25 protein-coding genes and 1 pseudogene are annotated in these 23447 nt (G+C 61.9%); 16 read left to right on the top strand and 10 right to left on the bottom strand.

Annotation, left to right across the window (positions count from 1 at the left end; translation table 11 throughout):
• Position 1: 1 nt before the first annotated feature.
• Positions 2 to 475 (bottom strand): Lrp/AsnC family transcriptional regulator, encoded by a 474-nt coding sequence (locus ACIQ17_RS08255; protein ID WP_398467295.1) that lies wholly within the window; start codon positions 473 to 475, stop codon positions 2 to 4.
• 137 nt (positions 476 to 612) lie between these two features.
• Here ACIQ17_RS08255 and hppD point away from each other — a divergent pair, with 137 nt between their 5' ends.
• Complete coding sequence (gene hppD / locus ACIQ17_RS08250) at positions 613 to 1737, top strand: 4-hydroxyphenylpyruvate dioxygenase (RefSeq protein ID WP_398467293.1); 1125 nt, start codon at positions 613 to 615, stop codon at positions 1735 to 1737.
• A gap of 2 nt (positions 1738 to 1739) precedes the next feature.
• Here the strand turns inward: hppD and ACIQ17_RS08245 are convergent, their stop codons facing one another.
• Positions 1740 to 2924, bottom strand: a complete 1185-nt coding sequence (locus ACIQ17_RS08245; RefSeq protein WP_398467291.1) for a serine hydrolase domain-containing protein — start codon at positions 2922 to 2924, stop codon at positions 1740 to 1742.
• 263 nt (positions 2925 to 3187) lie between these two features.
• On the opposite strand from ACIQ17_RS08245, the gene ACIQ17_RS08240 reads away from it, so the two are divergent.
• The 3 genes from ACIQ17_RS08240 to ACIQ17_RS08230 all read left to right on the top strand — a co-directional run bounded on the left by ACIQ17_RS08240 (position 3188) and on the right by ACIQ17_RS08230 (position 6033).
• Positions 3188 to 3517: a hypothetical protein gene (locus tag ACIQ17_RS08240; protein ID WP_398467289.1), complete on the top strand. Its 330-nt coding sequence runs from the start codon at positions 3188 to 3190 to the stop codon at positions 3515 to 3517.
• Between the two features lie 116 nt (positions 3518 to 3633).
• Positions 3634 to 5103 (top strand): NAD-dependent succinate-semialdehyde dehydrogenase, encoded by a 1470-nt coding sequence (locus ACIQ17_RS08235; RefSeq protein ID WP_398467287.1) that lies wholly within the window; start codon positions 3634 to 3636, stop codon positions 5101 to 5103.
• Positions 5104 to 5277: 174 nt separating this feature from the next.
• Entirely contained in the window at positions 5278 to 6033 is a 756-nt protein-coding gene (locus ACIQ17_RS08230) for a hypothetical protein (RefSeq protein WP_398467285.1), read from the top strand.
• Positions 6034 to 6220: 187 nt separating this feature from the next.
• Here the strand turns inward: ACIQ17_RS08230 and ACIQ17_RS08225 are convergent, their stop codons facing one another.
• From ACIQ17_RS08225 to ACIQ17_RS08210, 4 genes are all read right to left on the bottom strand, one after another.
• Positions 6221 to 7138: a phosphoribosylaminoimidazolesuccinocarboxamide synthase gene (locus ACIQ17_RS08225; RefSeq protein WP_398467325.1), complete on the bottom strand. Its 918-nt coding sequence runs from the start codon at positions 7136 to 7138 to the stop codon at positions 6221 to 6223.
• Between the two features lie 62 nt (positions 7139 to 7200).
• Positions 7201 to 8118, bottom strand: coding sequence for a pirin family protein (locus ACIQ17_RS08220; RefSeq protein ID WP_398467283.1), 918 nt, complete (start codon positions 8116 to 8118; stop codon positions 7201 to 7203).
• Between the two features lie 73 nt (positions 8119 to 8191).
• Complete coding sequence (locus ACIQ17_RS08215) at positions 8192 to 8794, bottom strand: DUF1080 domain-containing protein (RefSeq protein ID WP_398467323.1); 603 nt, start codon at positions 8792 to 8794, stop codon at positions 8192 to 8194.
• A 102-nt stretch (positions 8795 to 8896) separates the two neighbouring features.
• Positions 8897 to 10261, bottom strand: coding sequence for an MmgE/PrpD family protein (locus tag ACIQ17_RS08210; protein WP_398467281.1), 1365 nt, complete (start codon positions 10259 to 10261; stop codon positions 8897 to 8899).
• A gap of 143 nt (positions 10262 to 10404) precedes the next feature.
• Here ACIQ17_RS08210 and ACIQ17_RS08205 point away from each other — a divergent pair, with 143 nt between their 5' ends.
• Complete coding sequence (locus tag ACIQ17_RS08205; protein ID WP_398467321.1) at positions 10405 to 11532, top strand: FUSC family protein; 1128 nt, start codon at positions 10405 to 10407, stop codon at positions 11530 to 11532.
• Here the strand turns inward: ACIQ17_RS08205 and ACIQ17_RS08200 are convergent.
• Both ACIQ17_RS08200 and ACIQ17_RS08195 read right to left on the bottom strand, forming a co-directional pair.
• Positions 11516 to 12010, bottom strand: coding sequence for a hypothetical protein (locus ACIQ17_RS08200; protein WP_398467279.1), 495 nt, complete (start codon positions 12008 to 12010; stop codon positions 11516 to 11518). The two genes, ACIQ17_RS08205 and ACIQ17_RS08200, sit on opposite strands and share 17 nt — an antisense overlap.
• A 59-nt stretch (positions 12011 to 12069) precedes the next feature.
• Entirely contained in the window at positions 12070 to 12546 is a 477-nt protein-coding gene (locus ACIQ17_RS08195) for a DUF2867 domain-containing protein (RefSeq protein ID WP_398467277.1), read from the bottom strand.
• 174 nt (positions 12547 to 12720) lie between these two features.
• Between ACIQ17_RS08195 and ACIQ17_RS08190 the strand changes: the two genes are divergently transcribed.
• The 9 genes from ACIQ17_RS08190 (at position 12721) to ccoS (ending at position 20258) form a co-directional block, all read left to right on the top strand.
• Positions 12721 to 13095, top strand: a complete 375-nt coding sequence (locus ACIQ17_RS08190) for a nuclear transport factor 2 family protein (RefSeq protein WP_398467275.1) — start codon at positions 12721 to 12723, stop codon at positions 13093 to 13095.
• Positions 13096 to 13318: 223 nt separating this feature from the next.
• Entirely contained in the window at positions 13319 to 14974 is a 1656-nt protein-coding gene (ccoN, locus tag ACIQ17_RS08185) for a cytochrome-c oxidase, cbb3-type subunit I (RefSeq protein WP_398467273.1), read from the top strand.
• Between the two features lie 2 nt (positions 14975 to 14976).
• Positions 14977 to 15732 carry a cytochrome-c oxidase, cbb3-type subunit II gene (ccoO, locus tag ACIQ17_RS08180; protein ID WP_398467271.1) on the top strand — a complete coding sequence of 252 codons (756 nt, stop codon included), beginning with the start codon at positions 14977 to 14979 and terminating at the stop codon, positions 15730 to 15732.
• Positions 15733 to 15734: 2 nt separating this feature from the next.
• On the top strand, positions 15735 to 15920 hold the full coding sequence (locus ACIQ17_RS08175; RefSeq protein WP_398467269.1) for a cbb3-type cytochrome c oxidase subunit 3: 186 nt from the start codon (positions 15735 to 15737) through the stop codon (positions 15918 to 15920).
• Positions 15911 to 16792 carry a cytochrome-c oxidase, cbb3-type subunit III gene (gene ccoP / locus ACIQ17_RS08170; protein WP_398467267.1) on the top strand — a complete coding sequence of 294 codons (882 nt, stop codon included), beginning with the start codon at positions 15911 to 15913 and terminating at the stop codon, positions 16790 to 16792. Before ACIQ17_RS08175 ends, ccoP begins: the two co-directional genes overlap by 10 nt.
• Positions 16789 to 17004, top strand: coding sequence for a hypothetical protein (locus ACIQ17_RS08165; RefSeq protein WP_398467265.1), 216 nt, complete (start codon positions 16789 to 16791; stop codon positions 17002 to 17004). The genes ccoP and ACIQ17_RS08165 overlap by 4 nt, the downstream gene beginning before the upstream one ends.
• Positions 17005 to 17080: 76 nt before the next feature.
• Complete coding sequence (locus tag ACIQ17_RS08160) at positions 17081 to 17830, top strand: DUF2189 domain-containing protein (protein WP_398467263.1); 750 nt, start codon at positions 17081 to 17083, stop codon at positions 17828 to 17830.
• Between the two features lie 11 nt (positions 17831 to 17841).
• On the top strand, positions 17842 to 20106 hold the full coding sequence (locus ACIQ17_RS08155; RefSeq protein WP_398467261.1) for a cation-translocating P-type ATPase: 2265 nt from the start codon (positions 17842 to 17844) through the stop codon (positions 20104 to 20106).
• Positions 20103 to 20258: a cbb3-type cytochrome oxidase assembly protein CcoS gene (ccoS, locus tag ACIQ17_RS08150; protein ID WP_398467259.1), complete on the top strand. Its 156-nt coding sequence runs from the start codon at positions 20103 to 20105 to the stop codon at positions 20256 to 20258. Before ACIQ17_RS08155 ends, ccoS begins: the two co-directional genes overlap by 4 nt.
• Here the strand turns inward: ccoS and ACIQ17_RS08145 are convergent.
• Complete coding sequence (locus ACIQ17_RS08145; protein ID WP_398467257.1) at positions 20255 to 20899, bottom strand: TetR/AcrR family transcriptional regulator; 645 nt, start codon at positions 20897 to 20899, stop codon at positions 20255 to 20257. The two genes, ccoS and ACIQ17_RS08145, sit on opposite strands and share 4 nt — an antisense overlap.
• 81 nt (positions 20900 to 20980) lie before the next feature.
• Between ACIQ17_RS08145 and ACIQ17_RS08140 the strand changes: the two genes are divergently transcribed.
• Positions 20981 to 21721 (top strand): SDR family oxidoreductase, encoded by a 741-nt coding sequence (locus tag ACIQ17_RS08140; RefSeq protein ID WP_398467255.1) that lies wholly within the window; start codon positions 20981 to 20983, stop codon positions 21719 to 21721.
• 76 nt (positions 21722 to 21797) lie between these two features.
• Here ACIQ17_RS08140 and ACIQ17_RS08135 read toward each other — a convergent pair whose 3' ends face one another.
• On the bottom strand, positions 21798 to 23132 hold the full coding sequence (locus tag ACIQ17_RS08135; RefSeq protein WP_398467253.1) for an MFS transporter: 1335 nt from the start codon (positions 23130 to 23132) through the stop codon (positions 21798 to 21800).
• 133 nt (positions 23133 to 23265) lie between these two features.
• On the opposite strand from ACIQ17_RS08135, the pseudogene ACIQ17_RS08130 reads away from it, so the two are divergent.
• Positions 23266 to 23447 (top strand): annotated as a pseudogene (locus tag ACIQ17_RS08130) (hypothetical protein); the annotation flags it as partial.

Here is a 23447-nt window from a genome sequence, read left to right as displayed (position 1 = left end):
TCTATCGAAGTACCTTCAGCGGGAGCTTGCTGGTCTCTTTCAATCGATCCAGCACGATCGATGAGCGCACGTGCGCGACGCTCTGATGCGGCATCAGTACGTCATTGACGAGATCCGACAGCCCCTTGAGGTCGCGCAGGACGGCCTTCAGCACATAGTCGGCATCGCCGGTCAGTGAGTAGGCCTCCTGGATCTCGTCTACCCGCTGCACCAGCGCGCGAAACTTTTTCGCATTGTCAGGCGAGTGAGTGGCAAGTGTCACCTGGATGAAGGCGACCACGCTAAAGCCGAGCGCCTCCGGCGCGAGGTCGGCGTGATAGCCGGATATGACCTTCTCATCCTCCAATCGCATCCGTCGCCGCGAGCATTGCGAGGCAGACAGGCCCACGCTGTCGGCGAGCTGCTGGTTGGTCAGCCGGCCATCCTCCTGCAGCGCCGCCAGCATCTTCAGGTCGAAAGAATCCACCTCAATCATGCGCGAAATGCTCCTGCGATGCACGGATCGTGCATGATCATGACATTTCGCAGTCCGGATTGCACGCACCTTGCACGCCCGGCGCCCCAGACTGTTCCCCAAGCAACATATGCTCGCATCAGATCAGGGAGAACACGATGGGTCCGTTTCCGCACGACGCACCGGCCGCCACGATTTCGGCCGACAACCCGATGGGTACTGACGGTTTCGAATTCGTTGAATATGCACACCCCAATCCTGAGCAGCTGCATGCGCTGTTCAGGCTGATGGGCTATGTGCCCGTTGCGAAGCACAAAACCAGAAAGATCACGGTTTATCGCCAGGGCGACATCAACTATCTCGTCAATGAAGAGCCAGGCACCCATGGCTTCAATTTTGTGGCTGCGCACGGTCCCTGTGCGCCCTCCATGGCGTTTCGCGTCGTCGATGCTCATAAGGCCTATGAGAGCGCAATCGCGCTCGGTGCGGAGCCGGCCGATGTGAGTGCTTCCGGGAAGACTCTCGATGTCCCGGCCATCAAGGGGATCGGCGGCAGCCTGCTCTATTTTGTGGATCGCTATGGCGCCAAGGGCTCGGCCTATGACCTTGAATTCGACTGGTTGGGTGCCAGCAATCCGCGCCCCGTCGGGGCTGGCCTGTTCTATCTCGATCATCTCACGCACAATGTCCATCGTGGCCGCATGGATGTGTGGACCGGCTTCTATGAGAGGCTGTTCAACTTTCGCCAGATCCGCTTCTTCGACATTGAAGGTCGTGCCTCGGGCCTGTTCTCGCGGGCGCTGACCAGCCCGGACGGCAAGATCCGTATTCCGATCAACGAAGATGCCGGCGATAGCGGACAGATCGAGGAATATCTCAACACGTATCACGGTGAAGGCATCCAGCACATCGCGTGCGGGGTGACGGATATCTACACCACCATCGAGCGACTGCGTGCCGATGGGCTGCCCTTCATGCCATCGCCGCCGGAAACCTATTTCGAGAGGATCGACGTCCGCTTGCCGAAGCATGGCGAGGACGTGCCGCGGCTGCAGCGCAATGGCATCCTGATCGATGGCGAAGGTGTGGTCGAGGGCGGCGAGACGAAAGTGTTGTTGCAGATATTCTCGGCCAACGCCATCGGCCCGATCTTCTTCGAATTCATCCAGCGCAAGGGCGACGATGGCTTTGGCGAGGGCAACTTCAAGGCGCTGTTCGAATCCATCGAGGAAGACCAGATCCGCCGCGGCGTGCTGAATGTGGCGGACAAGAGCGCGGCGTAGACTTACGCCGCTTTCCTGGCGTCCAGCCCGGAATAAACGGCGCGCTCGAAATCCGAAAACACCCCAAGGCAGGTGCGGTCCGCAAAGGGCAGCACCTGCATCAGGATCACGCCAGTGACATCCCGTACGGGATCGATCCAGTAATAGGTATTGGCGAGCCCGGCCCACGCCAGACTGCCGGCACTGCGGCCTTCGGGCGTCGCGGCCATGTTGATCACGAAACTCAGGCCGTGCTTCTTTTCGATGCCTGGGCAGAGCTCCGCGTCATTGGTGACCGCCGGCAATGCCGACAGCATCGGCGTGACATGGAGGTCGCCGATGTGGTTCTCGCTCATGAGCGCGACCGTTTCCGGCTGCAGCAGGCGATGGCCGTTGCCCATTCCCTTGTTGAGCATCATCCGCGTGAACTTGATGTAGTCCGGTGCAGTGCCATAGAGGCCGCCGCCACCCGCGAAGAATTCGGGATCTTGCCTGATCTCGAAATCGATCGGCGCGAGCGTGGCGTTGGCATGGCGCCGGTGCACTTTCACCAGCCGCTCCCGTTGCGCGTCGCCGATCCGGAAAGCGGTGTCAGACATCCCGAGCGGATCGAGGATGTGTTCCCGGAAATAGACGTCGAGCCGTTGCCCGCTGGCCGCTTCCACGGCTTTGCCGACAAAGTCGATATTGGTGCCATATTCCCAGCGGGTACCGGGGTCGGTCATGATCGGCACCCGCATCGCCGCGTTGAGACCGGTGCGAAACACCGGCGTGCCGGTCTTTTCCAGCCAGCGCCCCATATCGGCATTCATCATGTCGTAGCAGAAGCCGGCCGTGTGGGTGAGGAGCTGCCGCAAGGTGATCGGGCGCCGCGCCGGGCGCAGCTGTGGTTCGCCGCCGGCGTCGAAGCCCTCCAGCACCTGAATGGCCGACAGGTCGGGCAGCACATCGCCGATGGGGGCATCCAGCGACAGTTGGCCGCGCTCGACCAGCCGCATCGCAGCCGTTCCAGTGATCGCCTTGGTCATGGACGCGATCCAGAACACGCTGTCCGTCGTCATGACAGCGTCCTTGCCGATATCGCGTTTGCCGAATGCGCCCTGATAGATCACCTCATCGCTGGTCGCAGCCATCACGACTGCGCCCGGAATGGCGCCGCTGTCGCAGGCCTGCTGAATGATCGGATCGATGTCGGCGCTGGATCGCATGGACGTTCCTCGCAGTTCTTGTCGCGGTTTTCATCATGCTACCGGCTTTCCGGTGTCGTGCGGAAGCCGGTGATCTCCTGGAAGTGATTAAAAGTCGCTGGTGTTGGTGCTTCGTCGTGCCCATTTGCATTTTGTGGCGATCCGGTAGTCCCCCACCGGAACAAAACCGGCGCGTCCCGGTTCAGAATTCCATCTGAACGTGAATACGCTTCCCGACACTAACGAGTATGTCAGTTGCAGCGCTGGGCTGCGGAGTACGACCGATGATTGCGAATTGGACCGAGTGGAAGCAGTATCCCCGCGCGTCGCGCGGCGAGACTATCGAGGCTCCGATCGGTGCGGGGCTCTTTGAGGTCCGGGTCGCCCAGACGGGAGCATTGTTCGCTTTCGAGGCGACCGACAATCTGGCGCAGGCGCTGGCCAAGATTTCTGCACCGCCGAAATCTTTCATTTCCTGGTTCGGGCGCCGCGATGCGGCGATGCTGCCTGATCTGGAATATCGGACCTTCCCAACCTCCAGCCGCGCGACTGCTAAGATTGCTTTCGAGCGGATGATCGACCGCCGCGAAGCCTATATGCGCGGCGCGGCCTGATGCTGCGAGATCTGTCGCAGCGATAGCTGCCATTCGCCGCGAGCAGGCAATCGGGCCTGTACTCCCGCATTGTTCCGCGGCTATACGTCCGCGATACTTCTGCAGGAGAATAGCCCATGTCATCGACCGCATCCTCACTTGCCGCCCGCCTGAAAGACCCGTCGCTGCTGCGCGACAAATGCTACATTGATGGCGCGTGGGTCGGCACTGGCGCAACCGCGGTGACCAATCCTGTCAACATGGTCGAGATCGCCAAGGTGCCTAGCCTGGGCGCCAAGGAAACCACCCAGGCCGTCGAGGCTGCCGAAAAGGCGTTCCCCGCCTGGGCCAAGTTCACCGCCAAGCAGCGCTCTAATATCCTGCGCAAGTGGTTCGAACTGATCATCGCCAATCGAGAAGACCTCGCGCTGATCCTCACCTCTGAGCAGGGCAAGCCGCTGGCCGAAGCACTGGGCGAGGTTGATATCGGTGCGGCCTATATCGAATTCTTCGCGGAGGAAGCCCGCCGCGTTTACGGCGAAACCATTCCGACCCAGCGCGCCGACTCGCGCCTGCTCGCCATCAAGCAGCCGATCGGTGTGTGCGGCGCCATTACGCCGTGGAATTTCCCGAATTCGATGATCACCCGCAAGGTGTCGCCGGCGCTCGCCGCAGGCTGCACGGTGGTGCTCAAGCCCGCCAACGAGACGCCACTGTCGGCGCTGGCGCTGGCCGAACTGGCCGAACGTGCGGGCGTGCCGAAGGGCGTGCTCAACATCATTACCGGCAAGGCCTCCGAGATCGGCCTCGTCCTGTGCGAGCATCCGGCCGTACGCTTCGTCGGCTTCACCGGTTCGACTGAAGTCGGCAAGATCCTCTACAAGCAGGCTTCGGTCGGCGTGAAGAAGCTCGGCCTCGAACTCGGCGGCAATGCGCCCTTTGTGGTGTTCGACGATGCCGATATCGATGCTGCCGTCGAAGGTGCGATCGTGTCGAAGTATCGCAACATGGGCCAGACCTGCGTTTGTGCCAACCGTCTCTACGCGCAGGACGGTATCTACGACCAGTTCGTGGAGAAGCTGTCCAAGAAGGTCGCTGCGATGAAGATCGGTGACGGCACCGAGCAGGGCGTCACCCAGGGGCCACTGATCAACATGGAGTCGGTCGAGAAGGTCGAGCGTCACATTGCCGATGCGGTCAAGGGCGGCGCCAAGGTTGTCACCGGTGGTAAGCGTCATGCACTGGGTGGCACCTTCTTCGAGCCGACCGTGCTGGCCAATGTGAAGCCGGACGCGATCGTCGCGCAGGAAGAAACTTTTGGTCCGCTGGCACCGGTGTTCCGCTTCAAGGACGAAGCCGATGTCATCGCCATGTGCAATGCCTCGCCATTCGGTCTGGCGTCCTACTTCTACTCGCGCGATCTCGGCCGCGTCTGGCGTGTGGCCGAGGCTCTCGAGTCCGGCATGGTGGGCGTGAATACTGGCCTGATCACCACGGAAGTCGCGCCATTCGGCGGCGTGAAAGAATCCGGTCTTGGCCGCGAAGGCTCGCGCCACGGCATGGAAGAATATGTCGAGATCAAATACATCATGATGTCGGGTATCTGATACCGCATCTTGCGTCAGGCGTTGCAAAATGGCCGGGCTTTGCCCGGCCATTTTCATTTCGCTTCGGGAACGTCTCTGCATGTCGGTGATTGCAGTCGGGCGTGGCCATGCCATCAGAAATTGTGTAGGCTATCGCAAGCACTGGCGCGGGCCCTTCGGTAATGGGAGCATCATTTGCAAAAACCGAGAGATCTCGATGGCAATGACACGCGCGTAAAGTCGGATGAGACGGCCAGCACGAATCTGGCCGAGGTCGGCCGGCATCTGCTCGCCCGCGCGCATCAGATACTTGCCGAGAGCGACAAGCGGCTGCGATCGTCGGACACGACGGGGCAGGGAGGCCCGCTTCGCATCGGGATCAGCAGCATGTTGCTGAATTTCCTCGTCGATCATCCCGCCAACGCACTGCTCGATCATGCATCGGTGACATCGGACATCTGTTCGAAGATCGTCAAGGCGTTCGATGACGACGATGTCGACGTCGCCATGGTGCTGGATGTGAAGAACCATCGCTCCACCTTGGGCGACGATCTGGTCGCGGAGTTCGATATCGAATTTGCGTGGATGAAAGCGGAAGCACTTGCGCTTGAACCCGATGAGCCCATTCCGCTCGCCACCTGGCCGCCGGATCAGCACATCATCCTGAATGCGCTCTCGGAAGAAGGGCGTACCTACAAGGTGATGTTCACCGGACCCGATTACGCATCCAAATTCACCGCCGTCAGATCGGGCAAATGTTTCGCGGTGGTGCCGAGAAACGCGATCATATCCCCATTCCTCGAGGCAGAGGACGAACTGCTACCGACCATTGCGCCGAAGAAGATTCTGCTCGCGGTGCGCGGCGATCCTCATTCACCGCAGTTCAAGCAGGTAGTTTCTGTTCTGTCATCATTTCATCTGGCCGGCATCCAGCATATGCAGCGGCAGTAGGAGGCGGAGCGCCTCAGTGCCGCGATCATCCGGCGGGCGAAGGCAGCGGCTCCGCCATGATTGACACGAAATCGGTCGCATTGGAAACCTGCCGGTAGCCCCGCGCAGTTGCGCGGGTAACAGCCTTTGGTAGACGACGCTTCGATCGGCCTGCGATCAAATTTCGTGTGAGGGCGCTTGAGAGCCGCTATTTAACGGTGAGCTCTTTGCCCGTGAGGCGGCGATAGGCATCCAGATAGCGCTGGCTGGTGGCGTCGATCACTTCCTGCGGCAGGGTGGGGGGCGGCGCTTCGCCGTTCCAGCGGCCGGCCTTGCGCTCCACATCGAGCCAGTCGCGCAGCGGCTGCTTGTCGAAGCTCGGTTGCGGCTGGCCGGTCTTGTAGACATCGGCGGCCCAGAAGCGCGAACTGTCGGGGGTCATCACCTCGTCGATCAGGATGATGCGGCCTTCTCCATCGCGGCCGAATTCGAACTTGGTGTCGCAAATGATGATGCCGGCCTCGCGGGCGATCTCCTCGCCCTGGGTGTAGACGGCGCGGGTCATGCTCTCGAGCGTGAAGGCGTCCTCCTCGCCGATGATTTCGCGCATGCGTGACACCGGGATGTTCTCGTCATGGCCGGTCTCGGCCTTGGTGGCTGGGCTGAATACCGGATTGGCAAATTTCTGGCTCTCGACCATACCGCTGTCCAGCTTCTCGCCGGCCAGCGTGCCTGATGCAGCATATTCCTTCCAGGCCGAGCCTGAAATGTAGCCGCGGATCACGCATTCGATCGGGAAAACGGTGGTGCGCTTGCAGAGCATGGCGCGGCCGGCCAGCGCAGCGCGGTGGCCTTCCAGCGCGGACACTTCCTTGATGATCTCGTCGGCGTCGGCGGAGATCATGTGATGCGGGACCACGCCGCCCAGTTGATTGAACCACCAGGCGCTGATCTGGGTCAGCACCGCGCCCTTCATCGGGATGGTTTCGTTCATGACCACGTCGAACGCGCTGATGCGGTCAGTGGTGAGCAGTAGTACGCGGTCCTCGCCGACGGAATAGATATCGCGGACCTTGCCGCGCCCGATCTTGGGGAGGGGCAGGTCGCTTGAGGCCATCGTGGTCATGTCAGTCACTTTCGAAATCGGGTCTCCCGGCCGTTTGCCGGGGCGTCGTGGCTGACGTTACCCTATTCCGGCAGCGGGATAAATTCGTGTTCGTCGGGGACGTGGGCGAAGCGGCCGGTCTTCCAGTCCTCTTTCGCCTGCTCGATGCGCTCCTTGCTGGAGGACACGAAATTCCACCACAGATGCCGCGGCCCTTCCAGCGCATCGCCGCCGAGGAACATCATGCGGGTGTCGCGGGCAACCTTGATCGTGATGGCGTCGCCGGGGCGGAAGATCAGCAGTTTCGGCCCCTCATGGCGGTCGCCGGCGATGTCGATTTCGCCATCCACCACATAGATCGCGCGTTCCTCGTGATCAGGGTCGAGCGGCAGCGTGGTGCCGGCGGTGGCCGTGACCTCCACATAGAACCAGGGCGACACCATCGATACCGGCGAGGCCTTGCCGAAAGCCTTGCCGGCGATCACGCGGGCGGAAAAGCCGGTGTCCTGGATGGTCGGCAGGCTGTCGGCGCCATAATGCTGGAATGACGGATCGATCTCTTCCGACCCTTTTGGCAGCGCAATCCAGCTCTGCAGGCCCAGCATCTTCTGCCCATTGGCGCGCTGGACGTCCGGGGTGCGCTCGGAATGGGCGATGCCGCGGCCCGCGGTCATCAGGTTCATGGCACCCGGCTGGATCTCGCGCACATTGCCCTCGCTGTCGCGATGCATGATGGCGCCGTCGAACAGATAGGAGACGGTGGCGAGACCGATATGCGGATGCGGGCGGACATCCATGCCCTTGCCGGCAATGAACTGCATCGGGCCGAAATGGTCGAAGAAGATGAAGGGTCCCACCATCTGCCGCTTGCCGTGCGGCAGCGCGCGGCGGACGGCAAAGCCGTCACCGAGATCGCGCGTACGCGGCACGATGGAGAGCTCCAGCGCGTCGCAGGTGTGGGGATCACCGAGGATGGGGTCGTTTGAAGGGTGCCAGCTCATGCCGGCACCCTAACAGGAAATGGCCGGGCGGGAGTAGTCGCGGATTCTGCGACGCGCTGTCCGCCCTGCAGCATCACAGCTCCTTGATCTGCACCTTGCGGAATTTCACCACCCCCGAGCCATATTGCAGGGCGATCGGTCCCGAAGCGAGCTTGCCGTCCTCGGCATCGACCGTCTTCTGGCCGTTGAAGATGACCGTGAGCTTCGGCCCCTTGGCAGTGATCTCGAACGTGTTCCACTTGCCGCCGGCCTTCGGCATCGGATCGACCTTGCCCACATCGACAATCGCACCGGTGCCATAGGTCGGGTCGGGGCGCTTGTCGAAGATGTTGACCTCGTAGCACTCCTTGGAGTCGATCACCTTCGCTGTCTTGCAGCGGATGAAGATGCCGCTATTGGCGGCGTCATCGGCCCAGAACTCGGCCTTGATCTCGAAATCCTTGTAGGACTTCTTGCTGACGAGATAGGCCGGGTCCTTGCCGGAAATCAGCTTGTCGGCGACCAGCGCGCCGTCCTTGAGCTCCCAATTGGCGTCGGAGACCTTGTCCCAGTCACCCATCTTGGTGCCATCGACGAGGGTCACCCAGCCGTCCTGACTCGATGCAGGCTGGACGGTGGCAATAGCCGTAACGCCGATCGCAGCGATGGCTGCGATCGCAAACACACGCTTCATGATGGTCTCCTCCCGTTGCTTCTTATTGTCGCAACGATAGCAACGGGAGCGAGAAGGTGTAAACGCGCGTGAAGCGACTTTCGATTGTGCAGCGCGGCGGCGACCTTAGCGTCCCAGCGCCGTCGCCGTCGCCACGCGATCGAAGCGCTCTAGCGTCAGGATCGCATCGGCAAATTCCTCGGCACGCTTGTCGAGCACCGGGCGAGCGAGCAGCAAGAATTTTTGCTGCATGGCCGATGCATCTGGGAAGGAGTCTGGTTCGCCCGATGGATCGGCGGCGATGCGCTCATGCACGCCATCCTCCGTGTGAATGCTGACACGGGCGCCAAAGGGATGGCGCTTGCCCTCGAGGCGCTCGTCCTGAACCACGTCGAAACGATCAGCCAGCGTGTCGATGGCCTTGTCGCCAAGGCGCTTGTAGTCGTCCCAGCCGAACGAGCCCTGATCCAGCGCCAGCGCGCCGGTGAAGAACATCGAGAACTGCCCGCCGACGATGGAAGTCGGATGGCGCTTGGTCGATGCGTCGCCGGTCAGCGTGATCCCGTTGCGATGCAGGCCGATCTCGACGCGCTTGACCTGCTCCGGCGTCAGATTGTGCTCGCGGCGCATGGCGATGAGGGTATCGATGGCGGCATGTGTATAGCGGCAGCTCGGATACGGCTTCACGCCGATCTTCATGGTCTCATAGACCGAGCCGAGATCGGCGACAGCCTTCTCCGGATGCGGCGTGTCGGAATAGCCGACCAGGAGGCCGTGCTTGCCCTCGACGGATTCCGACGAGCCGATGAATTCGTTGCGCGCCAGCGTGGCGGCAATCACGCCATTCATGGCCGCGGCGCCGACCTGATAGCGCTTGTTCCAAGCACCATTGACCAGGAATTGCAGCGAACCGGCGGCTTGGCTGCCGGAGACACCGAAGGCCGAGATCAGCTGTTCCTGGGATAGGCCGAACAGCTTGCCGGCCGCCGCAGCAGCGCCATAGGTGCCCGCTGTCGCAGTGGGATGAAAGCCCTTGGCATAATGCGAGGTCGGATCGAGCGCGTTGCCGAGCCGGCAGCAGACTTCATAGCCGGCGACGATGGCGGTCAGTACATCCTTGCCCGAAGCGCCGACCATTTCGCCGACGGCGAAGGCGGCCGGGACGACCGGGGCGCTGGGATGCAGCGAGGAGTCCGCATGGGTGTCATCGAAATCGAGCGAATGGCCGAGCGCGCCATTGAGCAGCGCAGCCACGGCCGGGGTCCAGGTCTTGCTGTCACCGAACACGGTGGAATCGCCCTTGCCATCCAGCGACAGGGTTTCCAGCATCTTCAGAAGCGACGGGGTGGATTCAGCTTCGCTGCGGGCGCGAATGGTGCTGCCGAGATAATCGAGGGTAAGGCACTTGGCGCGTTCCAGCACCTCCTGCGGAATGTCGTCGAATTTAAGATTGGCGACATAGGCGGCAAGCGTTGCGGTCTCATTGGCCATTGTGTTTCCTCACTCTTACCGAATTAGCTCTATGCGGGCTGTTTCGGCGTTTCAAGCCGGCATGGCGGCGCGGGGATCTGCCATGCGGGCCGGCCGTTATGTCTGTTTCGGGGATTGATCGTCACATGTCCGTAGTTCGGAAAATGTTCGGAGCCTTGAAGCGCGTCTATGGCTATTTTCGCGCCCATACGATCGAGCTTGGCCTCGGCATCCGGGTGACGGCGGCGGCTCTCAGTGCACTCGTCATCGCACTGACCGTCGGTCTGAAGCTGCCGCTCTGGGCGGTGCTGACTTCCATCATCGTCACCCAGATGAGTGTCGGCCGCTCGCTCAAGGCGACGCGCGACTATCTGATCGGCACCATCGGCGGCGCGCTCTATGGCGGCGCGGTGGCGATCCTGATCCCGCATTCCAACGAGGGTATGTTGCTCTTGGTCCTGGTGCTCGCGGTGCTGCCACTCGCTTTCATCGCGGCGATCAATCCCAGCCTCAATGTCGCGCCGGTGACAGCCATCATCGTGCTGCTGTTGCCGCTGATGAACCACAACACGCCTCTGGAATCGGCCATCGATCGCGTGCTCGAAGTCACGGTCGGTGCGATCACCGGCCTGATGGTGTCCTTCATCGTGCTGCCGTCCCGCGCGCATAGTCAGGTCCGGGCCAATGCGGCGCAGGCGCTTGACTTGATCGCGACGGCGCTCACCGAGCTTCTGGCCGCTCTGACACGCGGCCGCGATAATGAAACCTTGCATCGGCTGCAGGATGGCATCGGACATGCGATCACCAGCCTGCAGGCGATCGGCGCCGAAGCGGAGCGCGAACGCGCGGCGCATCTCTCCAAGGGGCCGGATACCGGGCCATTGCTGCGCACGACGCTGCGTTTGCGCCATGATCTGGTGATGATCGGCCGCTCGACGGTGGTGCCGTTGCCGTCTCCGCTGCAGATCAGGCTTGCCGGACCATTGGCACGGGTGAGCGAGGCCATGGCGAATTTCCTGCACTCCACCGCCGTTGCATTACGGAGTGGCGCCGGTGCCCCGGCGATCTATCCGGTACAGACCGCGTTGAAGCTCTACGGAGAGGAGGTCGCGAAACTCCGCCAGGAGGGCCTGACGCGCGGCCTGCCCGGTGATATGGCCGAACGCTTCTTCGCCATCGGTTTTTCACTCAAGCAAATGCGGCAGAACCTGAGGGACCTCGAACGCTGCGTCTCGGAATGGGCGGATGTGGATCCGCCCATGCGCGGCAAGAAGGTTATTGACGTGACATGAGCGTCGCCATCGCGTGGAAGTGCAGCCGTTCCGGATCACGCTCGCCGCGCGCGGCCTCATCGACGATGCTGCTGGACAGCACCTGAACCGCGTCGGCAGGAATGGAAAGCGGCAGCTCCTCGATACACAGATCGAGCGCCGATGACATGGCCTCCACGGCATCATTGCCGAACTGCTGGTGGTCCGCATCCTGCGGGACCAGATCGGGTGACGGCATTTCGCGGATGCGTTCGGATAGTCGTGATGCTTCGGTGAGCACGCGCATATAGGTCAGGCCGGCCTCACCGAGTTCGTCCTCATCCGTCTGCCCCGATCGTGCCAGTGCCACGATGCGCGCCGCCAGACGGCGGCGATTGTCGTCCGTATCGACGGTATCGCCTTCATGCGCGAGGAATGGCTCCCAGGCGGCGTCGAATGCGCGGGCGAGAGAGAGGTGAACAGTTTCGTCACGCTGTAAATCGAACTCTGAAAAAGTCATGCGCATTTAACGGAAAGGCAGTCCGGCCGTTCCCATCCGTGCTGCGTCACATCGCCGGTTCAGGCGGTATGCTGCATCTGTTTCAGCATGGAACGCACCACCATACGGTGGAATGGCTTGATGATCGTAATGTAGGTCCAACCGACCCAGTTATGCATCAGTACGATGGTAGTTGCGGTGACCCGCTGGTCCGTATCGACCGGCGCAACATCGATCACGACGCGAAAATCGAGATGGCTGTCATTGAATCCAAGCACCATGCGCTGCGGCGTTTCGCTGAGGACCGGGAAGAAGCCGACTTTGTCCACGTCTGCATCGCGAGCTGCCGTCGCGGTCTTCAGGCCGAGTGGCGCGACGATCATGTCGCGCAGGCGCATCAATATCTCGACCCAGCGCGGCGAACGGCCGACCATGCGCTCCGTGGCCTCACGCGCCGTCAGTGCGGTCGCATGGGTCGTGATGGCGAACGCATCGGAGAACTGCGCGCCGGCAAGAATGCCAAGTGTATCGCCGGCTGGCTGAACGGCGGAGATCATGGGAAAAGGCTCGCGACCTGCTCGATCCGGAAATTGTGCACCCGCTTTGTCGCTGTGGAGCTTGGACAAATTGTCTTAGGCAAAATGCCTGACCGACCTATGCACCGGTATAGTATGCCGGTCACGATTTTCGTGTCATAGTACTGATCAGCAGATTGTCCGCGGGGGAATGCCATGGCCTATGATCGTTCGACTGTCGAAGCCGTGATCCAGCATTATTTCGATGGCCTCTATGAGGCCGACGCCGACAAGCTCGGCGCGATCTTCCATCCAAGCGCCGATCTGCGCTGGGTCGAGAATGGCGAACTCAAGGTGCTGACCACGCCGGACTGGCTGAGCATGGTCCGCAGCCGTACCTCCGGCAAAGCCGATGGCAAGGCGCGCGAGGATTTCATCGTCACGGTCGATCGCTCCGACGAGAAAACCGCCTTCATCAAGGTGCGCTGCCAGCTGCCACCGCGTTACTTCACGGACTATCTGGTCGCGATGAAGCTCGCTGATGGCTGGCAGATCGTGTCCAAGTCCTACCGTTACGACCTCAAGGACTGACAAGCACTGACCGTCGGTCTTCGCCGCCCGGCGGAAAAGTCATGCTGCCAAGGTTGTAATTTTGTATGACGACTATCAAAAAGTGTGCTCCGCATTGATCTAAATCCGCTCCGGGCTTGCTCTGGAGCAATCGGGGCGCTCGCCTCGCACGCTAGTCGTGGAGGTGAAAGGACGCGGCAGCCGGCGTGTGCGCGTGCTGTCACGAAAAGGCAGGGGAGTTCGGATGATCGCTCAGTTGACGAGGTCGGAGCGCCAGCTCGCACTCCTGCTGTTGCTCGCGGTGTTGATCTGCGGACTCGCAATGGCGATCGCCGGCAGCAAGGATCCGCTGGGCGTCCACGGCGCGATCATCATGCTCGCAGCCATCGGCGGCATCTTCGCCATCATCAACGCATATTACGAACCCGAGCCAGACGACGCCCGGTTTGCGCTCTATTACGACGATCCCACCAAGGTCGCGCTCGTCCTTGCGATGATCTGGGCCGTGGTCGGCATGTTGGTCGGCGATGTGGTCGCGTGGCAGCTCGTCTTTCCCGATATGACTTTCGACGCCGGGTGGGCGAGCTTTGGCCGTCTCCGCCCGGTGCACACCAGCGGCGTCATCTTCGGCTTCGGTGGCAATGCCCTGATCGGCACCTCGCTCTATGTGTTGCAGCGAACCTCGCGCGCACGCCTGCCGGATCAGCTCAGTCCGTGGTTCGTGCTGATGGGCTACAACCTGTTCTGCGTCCTTGCCGCCACCGGCTATCTGATGGGCGTCACCCAGTCCAAGGAATATGCCGAGCCGGAATGGTACGCCGATCTCGTGCTGGAGATCGTCTGGGTTGTCTATTTCATCATCTACATGCGGACGCTGGCGCGGCGGAAGGAGCCGCATATCTACGTCGCCAACTGGTACTACATGGCGTTCATCCTGGTGGTGGCGATCCTGCACACCGTCAACAATCTGGCGATGCCGGTATCGCTCGGCCATGCCAAGAGCTATTCGGCCTTCGCCGGCGTGCAGGATGCGATGACGGAGTGGTGGTACGGCCACAACGCCGTCGCCTTCTTCCTCACTTCCGGCTTTCTCGGCATGATGTATTACTTCCTGCCGGTGCGGGCAGGGCGGCCGATCTATTCCTACCGGATGTCGATCATCTCGTTCTGGGGCATTACCTTCATGTATATGTGGGTGGGCTCGCATCACCTGCATTACACGGCACTGCCGCAATGGGTGCAGACCCTCGGCATGACCTTCTCGCTGATGCTGCTGATCCCGTCCTGGGGCTCGGCGGCGAATGCGCTGCTCACGCTGAACGGAGCGTGGCACAAGGTGCGCGACGATGCCACGCTGCGCTTCATGATGGTGGCTGCGGTGTTTTATGGCGTCACCACGTTCGAGGGATCGTTCATGGCGATTCGCTCGGTAAACTCACTCTCGCATTACACCGACTGGACTGTCGGCCATGTCCATGCCGGCGCGCTCGGCTGGGTGGCGATGATCACCTTCGGTTCGATCTATGCTGTGGTGCCCTGGCTGTGGAAGCGCGAGCGGATGTATTCGCCGCGCCTTGTCGAGTGGCACTTCTGGCTCGCCGTCGCCGGTCTCTTCACTTACGTCTTCGCCATGTGGAATTCAGGCATCATCCAGGGCCTGATGTGGCGCACCTATAACAGCAGCGGCACGCTGTCTTACTCTTTCATCGAGACTGTCGTTGCGATGAAGCCTTATTACGTCGCCCGTGCGATCGGTGGCCTGTTCTTCCTCTCCGGTGCTGTGGTCGGCCTCTACAATGTCTGGATGACGATCCGCACCGAGGATCAGCCGGCAGATGCCCGCGCGACCGACCGGCCATTGCCGCAGCCGGCGGCTCCAGCTCTGCAGCCGGGAGAATAGCGATGGGCTTCCCAAATCTGAGTTTCTTGGGGCTGCATTACAGGATTGAACGCAAGACCATGACGCTGGCGATCGGCATCATCTTTGCCGCCTCGATCGGCGGCATCGTCGAGATCGCGCCGCTCTTCACCATCCATCAGACGGTGGAAGATGCGCCTGACATGCGGGTCTACACGCCGCTCGAACTCGCCGGCCGCAACATCTATATCCGCGAAGGCTGCTATGCCTGCCATTCGCAGATGATCCGCACGCTGCGCGACGAAGTCGAGCGCTACGGGCCCTATTCGCTCGCGGTGGAATCGAAATATGACCATCCGATGCTGTGGGGCTCGAAGCGCACCGGACCCGATCTGGCGCGCCTCGGCGGAAAGTATAGCGACGACTGGCACGTCAAGCATCTGATCAATCCGCGCTATGTGGTGCCGGAATCGGTGATGCCGCCTTACGCCTATCTCACGCGCGCCAAGCTGCGGACCGACGATCTCGGCCTGCATCTCGCTGCCATGCGCAAGGTGGGCGTGCCTTATACCGACGAGATGATCGCCAACGCTTCCACCGATGCCTATGGCCAGACCACGCCGGACACGTCCTACGCAGAAGGCGTCGCCAAGCGCTACGGCGCTGCCACCAATGTCCGGGCCTTCGACGGCGTGCCCGGCGAGCCCACCGAGATGGATGCGCTGGTCGCTTACCTGCAAATCCTCGGCAAACTCACCGATGCCGCGCACAAGACCACCACGGCCAGGGCGGGAGAGTGACAATGGAGCACGAAACCACCGTCTGGTTCGCAAAGTCCTTCGGTCTGTTCTACCTCGTCGCCATGTCGATCGGCGTGTTGGTCTATGCGTACTGGCCGAACAACAAGAAGCCGTTCGACGCCGCCGCACAGTCGATCATCGATCCTTCTGCCGAGGATAAGCCATATCGGGGCGAGCCATGGCCGTAGAAGAACGCGACCCTGTCTCCGGCTATCTCACCACCGGCCATGAATGGAACGGCATCAAGGAGCTCAACACGCCGGTGCCGCGGGCGGTGTACTTCTTCCTGTGGGCCACGTTCCTCTATTCGGTGGTGTACTGGGTCCTGATGCCTGCCTGGCCGCTCGGCGTCACCTATACGCGCGGCCTGCTTGGCCTTGATCAACGCGACATCGTCACGGCGCAAGTAAAAGAAGCTGCTGCCGATCGTGCCAAATGGGCGAAGCTGATCGAGACGGAGAGCTATGATACGATCCAGCACGACAAGCGCCTGATGAACATTGTCAGGCAGACCGGCGCGACATTGTTCGGCGACAATTGCGCTGCCTGCCATGGGCGTGCAGCGACGGGCGGGCACGGCTTCCCGTCGCTGGTGTCGCAGGCGTTTCTGTGGGGCGGGACCCCCGACGCGATCGCGGAGACCATTCGCGTCGGAATTAACGCATCGCACCCGGATACGCGGGTATCGCAGATGCCGGCATTCGGCCGCGATGGCATGCTGACGCGCGACAAGATCGATGACGTTGTCGATTACGTGCGCAGTCTGTCGATGCCGTCACTTGCGAAGTCCATCGCGCCCGACAAGCTCACGCGCGGCCAGGTTGTTTTCACCGAGAATTGCGTTGCCTGTCATGGTGACAATGCGACTGGCAACATCGATGTCGGCGCGCCCAATCTCCGTGATCTGTCCTGGATCTATGGTGGCGATGCCCAGACGGTGTTCACGTCGGTTTGGGGTGGCCGGCAGGGGCAGATGCCGAGTTGGGAGGCAAGGCTGCCGCTGCTTGATCGCAAGATTCTCGCGCTTTATCTCGTCGATCTCCGGAGTGCCGGGCGATGATGCAGCTGGCAGCGAAGCGCTTGAAAACGAAAACGCTGATCTGGTTGTCCGTGGCCGCAGGGCTGCTGCTGATCGCAGTTGCCAATGCGCATTTCGTTTATGTCGCCTTCTCGTCGCAGCCCGATTGCATCGATCACATCAAGCGTGGCGTCGTAGTTGCGGCACCCGGCCAATTCAGCGCGGCATCATCGTCATGTACACCGCGACCATGATCGCCTCAGGAGGTCGAAGATGAATCTTCCTGCCGTCTCTCCTCCGCTTCCGCCTGCCATCTCGCGGGATCGCCATATGGCGCCTTCGCTGGCCTTCGAATGGCTGAAGGCCGGCTGGCAGGATCTGACGATCGAGCCCTTTGCAAGCATTGCCTACGGGCTGCTGGTCTTCGTTGTCTCCTTTGCTCTGGTTGGTGGTCTGTTCGCCTTCGGTTGGGACTACATCCTGTTCCCGGTGTTCGCAGGATTCATGGTGGTCGGTCCGCTGCTCGCCATCGGTCTTTACGAGAAGAGCCGTCGCATCGCCGCCGGCGAGCGGGTGTCGCTGGTTCAGATGATCGTGGTGCGGCCGAAATCCGGCGGGCAGGTGCTGTTTGCGGGCCTGATGCTGTGTTCGCTGATGCTCGTCTGGATCCGCGCCGCTGTCATCATCTATGCGCTGTTCTTCGGGGTGAATCCGTTCCCCGGCCTCGATGGCGTCGCTGCCATGCTGTTCACCACGCCCGTGGGCTGGGCGATGCTGATCGCCGGCACGGCCGTGGGCGGTCTGTTCGCGGCTTTTTCCTTTGCCATCAGTGTGTTCGCCATCCCTATGCTGCTCAATGAACGGGTCGATGCGCTCACCGCCATGGGCACCAGCATGGCGATGGTCTGGGCCAATCTGCCGGTCATGCTGACCTGGGCGGCGATCGCGCTGGGTTTGTTCTTGATCAATGTCATGACCGGCCTGCTCGCTATGGTCATCGTGTTCCCCGTGCTCGGCCACGGGACATGGCACGCCTATGTGGCGATGAAGCCGGGTGCTGAGGTGCCCGGCGCGGGTTAGCGAGGCTTCCGATGAGCTGTTGTGGCACGGGCGCAGAACTGTCGATGCTGGCGGCAACCGATCCGCGCGAAATCCTGCTCGCCAGCCGCCCGATCGCCGGCAATCTGCGGCAGACCGATCTCTCCGTGCCCGATGTCCGCTGCGGTGCCTGCATCCACACCGTCGAGAAGGCGCTGGGCGGGCTCCAGGGCGTCAACTCGGCGCGCGTCAATCTCTCCACCAAGCGCGTCACCATCAAGTGGCGCGCGGATATCGACATGCCGCCGCCCTTCATCGAGACGCTGCGCAATGTCGGCTATGACGCGCATCTGTTCGAAGTCGACAGCGAGACGAAGGATGCGACGCTTTCCGAATTGATCCGCGCGCTCGCAGTATCGGGCTTTGCCGCAAGCAATATCATGCTGTTCTCGGTCTCGGTGTGGTCCGGTGCAGAGCCGGCGACACGCGATCTGTTTCACGGCCTCTCCGCCCTGATTGCGCTGCCGACACTGCTTTATGCCGGCCGCGTCTTCTTCCGCTCGGCCTGGCAGGCGCTCCGCCATGGCCGCACCAATATGGATGTGCCGATCTCGCTCGGCGTCTCTCTGGCTTTCGGCATGAGCCTCTATGAAACAGCGATCCATGGTCCACATGCCTATTTCGATGCATCGGTCTCGCTGCTGTTCTTCCTGCTGATCGGTCGCACCCTCGATCACATGATGCGCGAACGCGCGCGCATGGCTGTGAAGGGTCTTGCGCGTCTCGCTGCGCGCGGCGCACTGGTGCAGCAGGCGGATGGTTCGCAGACCTATCTGCCCGTCGCTGAAATCAAGCCGGGCATGACCATCCTGCTCGCTGCCGGCGAACGCGTGCCAGTGGATGCGATGGTCACGCAGGGCCTGTCCGAACTCGATGTGTCGCTGGTGACGGGTGAAAGCGTGCCGCAGCCGGCGCAGCCCGGCGCTGAACTCCGCGCGGGCACGCTCAATCTCACAGGGCCGTTGACGATCACGGCGAGCGCCGCCGCGAATGACTCTTTCCTCGCCGAGATGCTGCGGATGATGGAGGCAGCCGAACAGGGACGTTCCGCCTATCGCCGCATCGCCGATCGGGCCTCTTCGCTGTATGCGCCTGTCGTCCATCTCACCGCGCTGTTGACGCTGATCGGCTGGATGTTTGTCGAGGGCGACTGGCATCACGCCATCACCATTGCAGTGGCCGTGTTGATCATCACCTGTCCCTGCGCGCTGGGCCTCGCGGTTCCGATGGTGCAGGTGGTCGCTGCACGGCGCCTGTTTGAAGCCGGCATCATGATCAAGGACGGCGGCGCGCTGGAGCGCCTCGCCGAGGTCGATACCATCGTGTTCGACAAGACCGGTACGCTTACCCAGGGCAATCCGCGTCTGGTCGATGCCGACAAGCTTGATCCGGCAATGCTGACCTTGGCCGGCACAATCGCCACGCATTCACGGCATCCGTTTTCGCGCGCCTTGGCTTCAGTTGCGCTGGGTGCGCAGCCGCCAATCACCTTCGATACGATTGCCGAGATCCCGGGTTGCGGCATGGAAGCGCATATGGGTGGCAGTGTGATCAGGCTCGGTCGTCCCGAATGGGCGCTGGACGGTGTGGCAGGCGCCGATATCAAAGCGTCATCGGTGGTGCTGTCGCGCGATGGCAAGCGCCTCGCCGATTTCCGCTTCGAGGACAGCCTGCGCACCGGTGCTGCTGACAGTGTCGCCGAGCTGAAGCGCGATGGCTTTGCCATTGAAGTCGTTTCCGGTGATCGCGAAACGCCCGTGCGGGCGCTGGCTGGGTCGCTCGGTGTCGTTGCTTTCGCCGGTGTGCTGCCGGGCGGCAAGGCCGAGCATGTCGCCGATCTCGGCAATGCCGGCAAGAAAGTGCTGATGGTCGGCGATGGTCTCAACGACACGCCGGCACTGATGGCGGCGCATGCGTCGATGGCGCCGGCCTCCGCTGCCGATGTCGGGCGTAACGCGGCCGATCTCGTGTTCCTGCGTGATAATCTGGAAGCGGTGCCACTGGCGATCGCTGTGTCGCGCGAGGCGCAAAAGCTGGTCCGGCAGAATCTGGCGCTGGCTGTGGGCTACAATTTCATCGCCGTGCCGATTGCCGTGCTCGGCTATGTCACGCCGCTGGTCGCGGCGATTGCGATGTCAGGTTCCTCCATCGTGGTGGTCGCCAATGCGCTTCGTCTTCGCGGGCGCCGCGTATCCGATGAGAAGCGCGATATAGGCGCACAAAAGTCCATCGCGATGCGCATGGAGCCTGCCGAATGACCGATTATTTCTATCTGATCCCGATCGCCATAGGTCTCGGCCTCTGCGGCCTTGCGGCCTTCCTGTGGTCGTTGAAAGCCGGTCAATATGACGACCTGCAAGGCGCCGCCGAGCGTATCCTGCACCAGGATGATGTGCCGCTATCGCATTAAGCTTTGGTGCGATCGTCCCATCCCGCCATCGTATGTCGGGCAACGGCTTCCAGTTCATCACGGCTGGCACCATCGCGCGCCATCACCGACATGCCGTTCTGCACCGCCATTGCGAAGCGGGCGAGACCGTCGATATCGGCAGCGTCGGTCAATTCACCTTCACGCACTGCGCGTGAAAGTCGCTCCTTCAGTCGAGCAAGCCCGACACCGCGCGCAGATTTCACGATCTCGCCAAGCTCCGCGTGGCCTTCGCTGCCAACTGCAGAGAGCGTGACCATGCAGCCGAGCGGCTCGGTGCGGCCGCTTGATCCCGTCAGCGCCGCAGCCGAGTCCATCAGCAACGCTTCGACTGCCGCACGACCTGTCAGCGCGGCGTTGAAGCCACCCCACACCATGGCCTCGTAATTCTCGCCGTAATAGCGCAGCGCCTCGCCATACAGCGCCTCCTTAGAGCCAAAGGCCGCATAGAGGCTCGGCGAGCCGATCCCCATGGCTTCCGTCAGATCGGAGATCGACGTCGCAGCATAGCCCTTCTGCCAGAACAGGCGGGTCGCCGCGGAGAGGGCGGCATCGCGGTCGAAGGCGCGCGGCCGGCCACGGGCAGGCTTGGGGGCGACGGAGGCTTTGTCTGAATTCTGCATCGTTCGATATATAATCCCTTGACGGTCGCCTGCAACGCGCCTAGTTGATTTCTGTATCGTTCAACACAGAAAGAGATGGCCATGAGTGAACTGACTGGAAAACGTGCTCTCGTCACCGGCGCATCGCGCGGCATCGGAGCCGCGATTGCACTGGCGTTGGCAGAGAAAGGCGCTGATGTTGCAATTACTTACGAGAAATCGGCCGAGCGCGCCGCCGAGGTGGTACGGGCCATCGAAGCCAAGGGACGGCGTGGTTTTGCGATCCAGGCCGACAGCGCCGACGCTGCAGCGGTGAAGGCTTCGGTGCGGGATGCGGCCACGAAACTCGGCGGGCTCGATATCCTCGTCAATAATGCCGGCATCGCCCGCGGCGGTCCGGTGGCCGAGATGAGCCTGGCGGATATCGATGCGATTCTCGACGTGAATGTGCGCTCGGTGGTGCTGGCCTCGCAGGCCGCCATTCCGTTGCTGGGGCAGGGTGGCCGCATCATCTCGATCGGCTCAAATCTCGCCGAGCGCGTGCCGTTTCCCGGCGTTACCGTCTATTCGATGTCGAAATCGGCGCTGCTATCCTTCACCCGCGGTCTGGCCCGTGAGCTTGGCCCGCGCGGCATCACCGTCAATCTGGTCCATCCGGGATCGACCGATACGGACATGAACCCGGCCCAGGGCGAGACGTCGGATGCGCAGCGCGCGCTCTCGGCACTTGGCCATTACGGCAAGCCCGAAGATATCGGGGCCGCGGTTGCTTTCCTGGCAAGCCCTGCCGCGCGCCAGATCACCGGCACCGGCCTTCTGGTGGATGGCGGCGCCAACGCTTGAGCGATTGTGCGCGCAAACGAAAAAGGGCCCGGCAGATCGCCGGGCCCTTTTTGTGATCTGGCTTGCTCTACCGTGCTTACGGCTGAACCGCTTCAGCGTCGCGGCTGGCGAACTGGCGATTGATCGAGATCGCCAGCAGCGTGCAGACCGCACCCGAGAGCAGATAGATGCCCGACGATGACAGGCCGAAATGGCTCGACATCAGCAGTGCGGCCAGCGGGGCAAAACCGGCACCGAACAACCAGGCAAGGTCGGTGGTGAGCGCCGAACCCGTATAGCGATAGCGCTTGCGGAAGCTGGATGCGACCGAACCCGAGGACTGGCCGAGCGACAGGCCGAGCAGGATGAAGCCGAGGATCATGAAGGCCAGTTCGCCGGCGAGGCCGCCATCGAGCATCTGCGGAGCGAAGCCCGAGAACACCGCGATCGCGATCGCCGAGCCCGCGAGGAGGGTACGGCGGCCGACCTTGTCGGCGATATAGCCCGAGAACAGCATCGCGATGATGCCGACCACGGCGCCGATGCATTCGATCACGAGGAAGCGGCCGGGCGTTTCACGGGTGAACAGGAACACCCAGGACAGCGGGAACACCGTGACCATGTGGAAGAGGGCGAAAGAAGCGAGCGGAGCAAAAGCGCCGACGACGATGGTGCGGCCCTGCTGGTTCAGCGTTTCCGGCACCGAGGACGGTTCCAGCTCGCGCGTCTCGAACAGTTCGGTATAGCCCGGCGTCACCACCATGCGGAGGCGCGCGAACAGAGCGACGACATTGATGGCGAAAGCCACGAAGAACGGATAGCGCCAGCCCCAGTCGAGGAAGTCTTCAGCCGACAGCGTGTCGACGAAGAAGGCGAACAGCGCGGAGGCGACGATCAGGCCGATCGGCGCGCCGAGCTGCGGGATCATGGCGTACCACCCCTTGCGGCCTTCCGGTGCGTTCAGCGCCAGCAGGGAAGCAAGGCCATCCCAGGTGCCGCCCCAGGACAGGCCTTGGCCGACACGCGCAGCTGCCAGCAGCCAGATCGAGGCGGCGCCGACGGTTTCGTAACCGGGCAGGAAGGCAATGGCGACGGTGGAGACGCCAAGCAGGAACAGCGCGACGGTCAGCTTGGCGCCCTTGCCCTGACGACGGTCGATCTCGGTGAAGATGATGGTGCCGATCGGGCGCGCGATGAATGCCAGCGCAAAGATCGCAAAAGAATAGAGAGTGCCGGTGAGCGGATCGTGGTTTGGGAAGACCAGCTTCGGGAAAACCAGCACCGAGGCGATCGCATAGACGAAGAAGTCGAAGAATTCCGACGTGCGCCCGATGATCACCCCGATGGCGATCTCGCCGGGATTGACCTTGCCGTGGTCGTCCGCGTTCAGGCGACGCGCATCCTGTTCCATCGTCGATGTCGCTTGCGCCATATCTTCAATCCATTTGTATCGTAGGTTGCATATACTGAATTCGGCGCAAAAGTGCATGCCGGCCAGTTGACGATTTGTCGTGAAGCGCCGTTCCGAACCATTGGACAAATTGTCCAATGTTGCCGTGCAGCAAATGCGCCTAACCGTGCGCGCGAACGGACATTATCGAATGGGTAAGACCTTGAGCCGCCTGAGAATCCTCCTTTTGCTGCCGCTGGTTGCCCTGCTTGGCGGCTGCAATTTCGTCGTGATGAACCCCTCGGGTGACATCGCAGTGCAGCAGCGCGATCTCGTGGTCGTTTCCGTGGTGTTGAT

Source organism: Tardiphaga sp. (genome assembly GCF_044340795.1).
In the GTDB taxonomy this organism is placed as follows: domain Bacteria; phylum Pseudomonadota; class Alphaproteobacteria; order Rhizobiales; family Xanthobacteraceae; genus Tardiphaga.
Note: the sequence above shows the minus strand (reverse complement) of the source record. Positions and strands in the feature narration are given on the sequence as shown.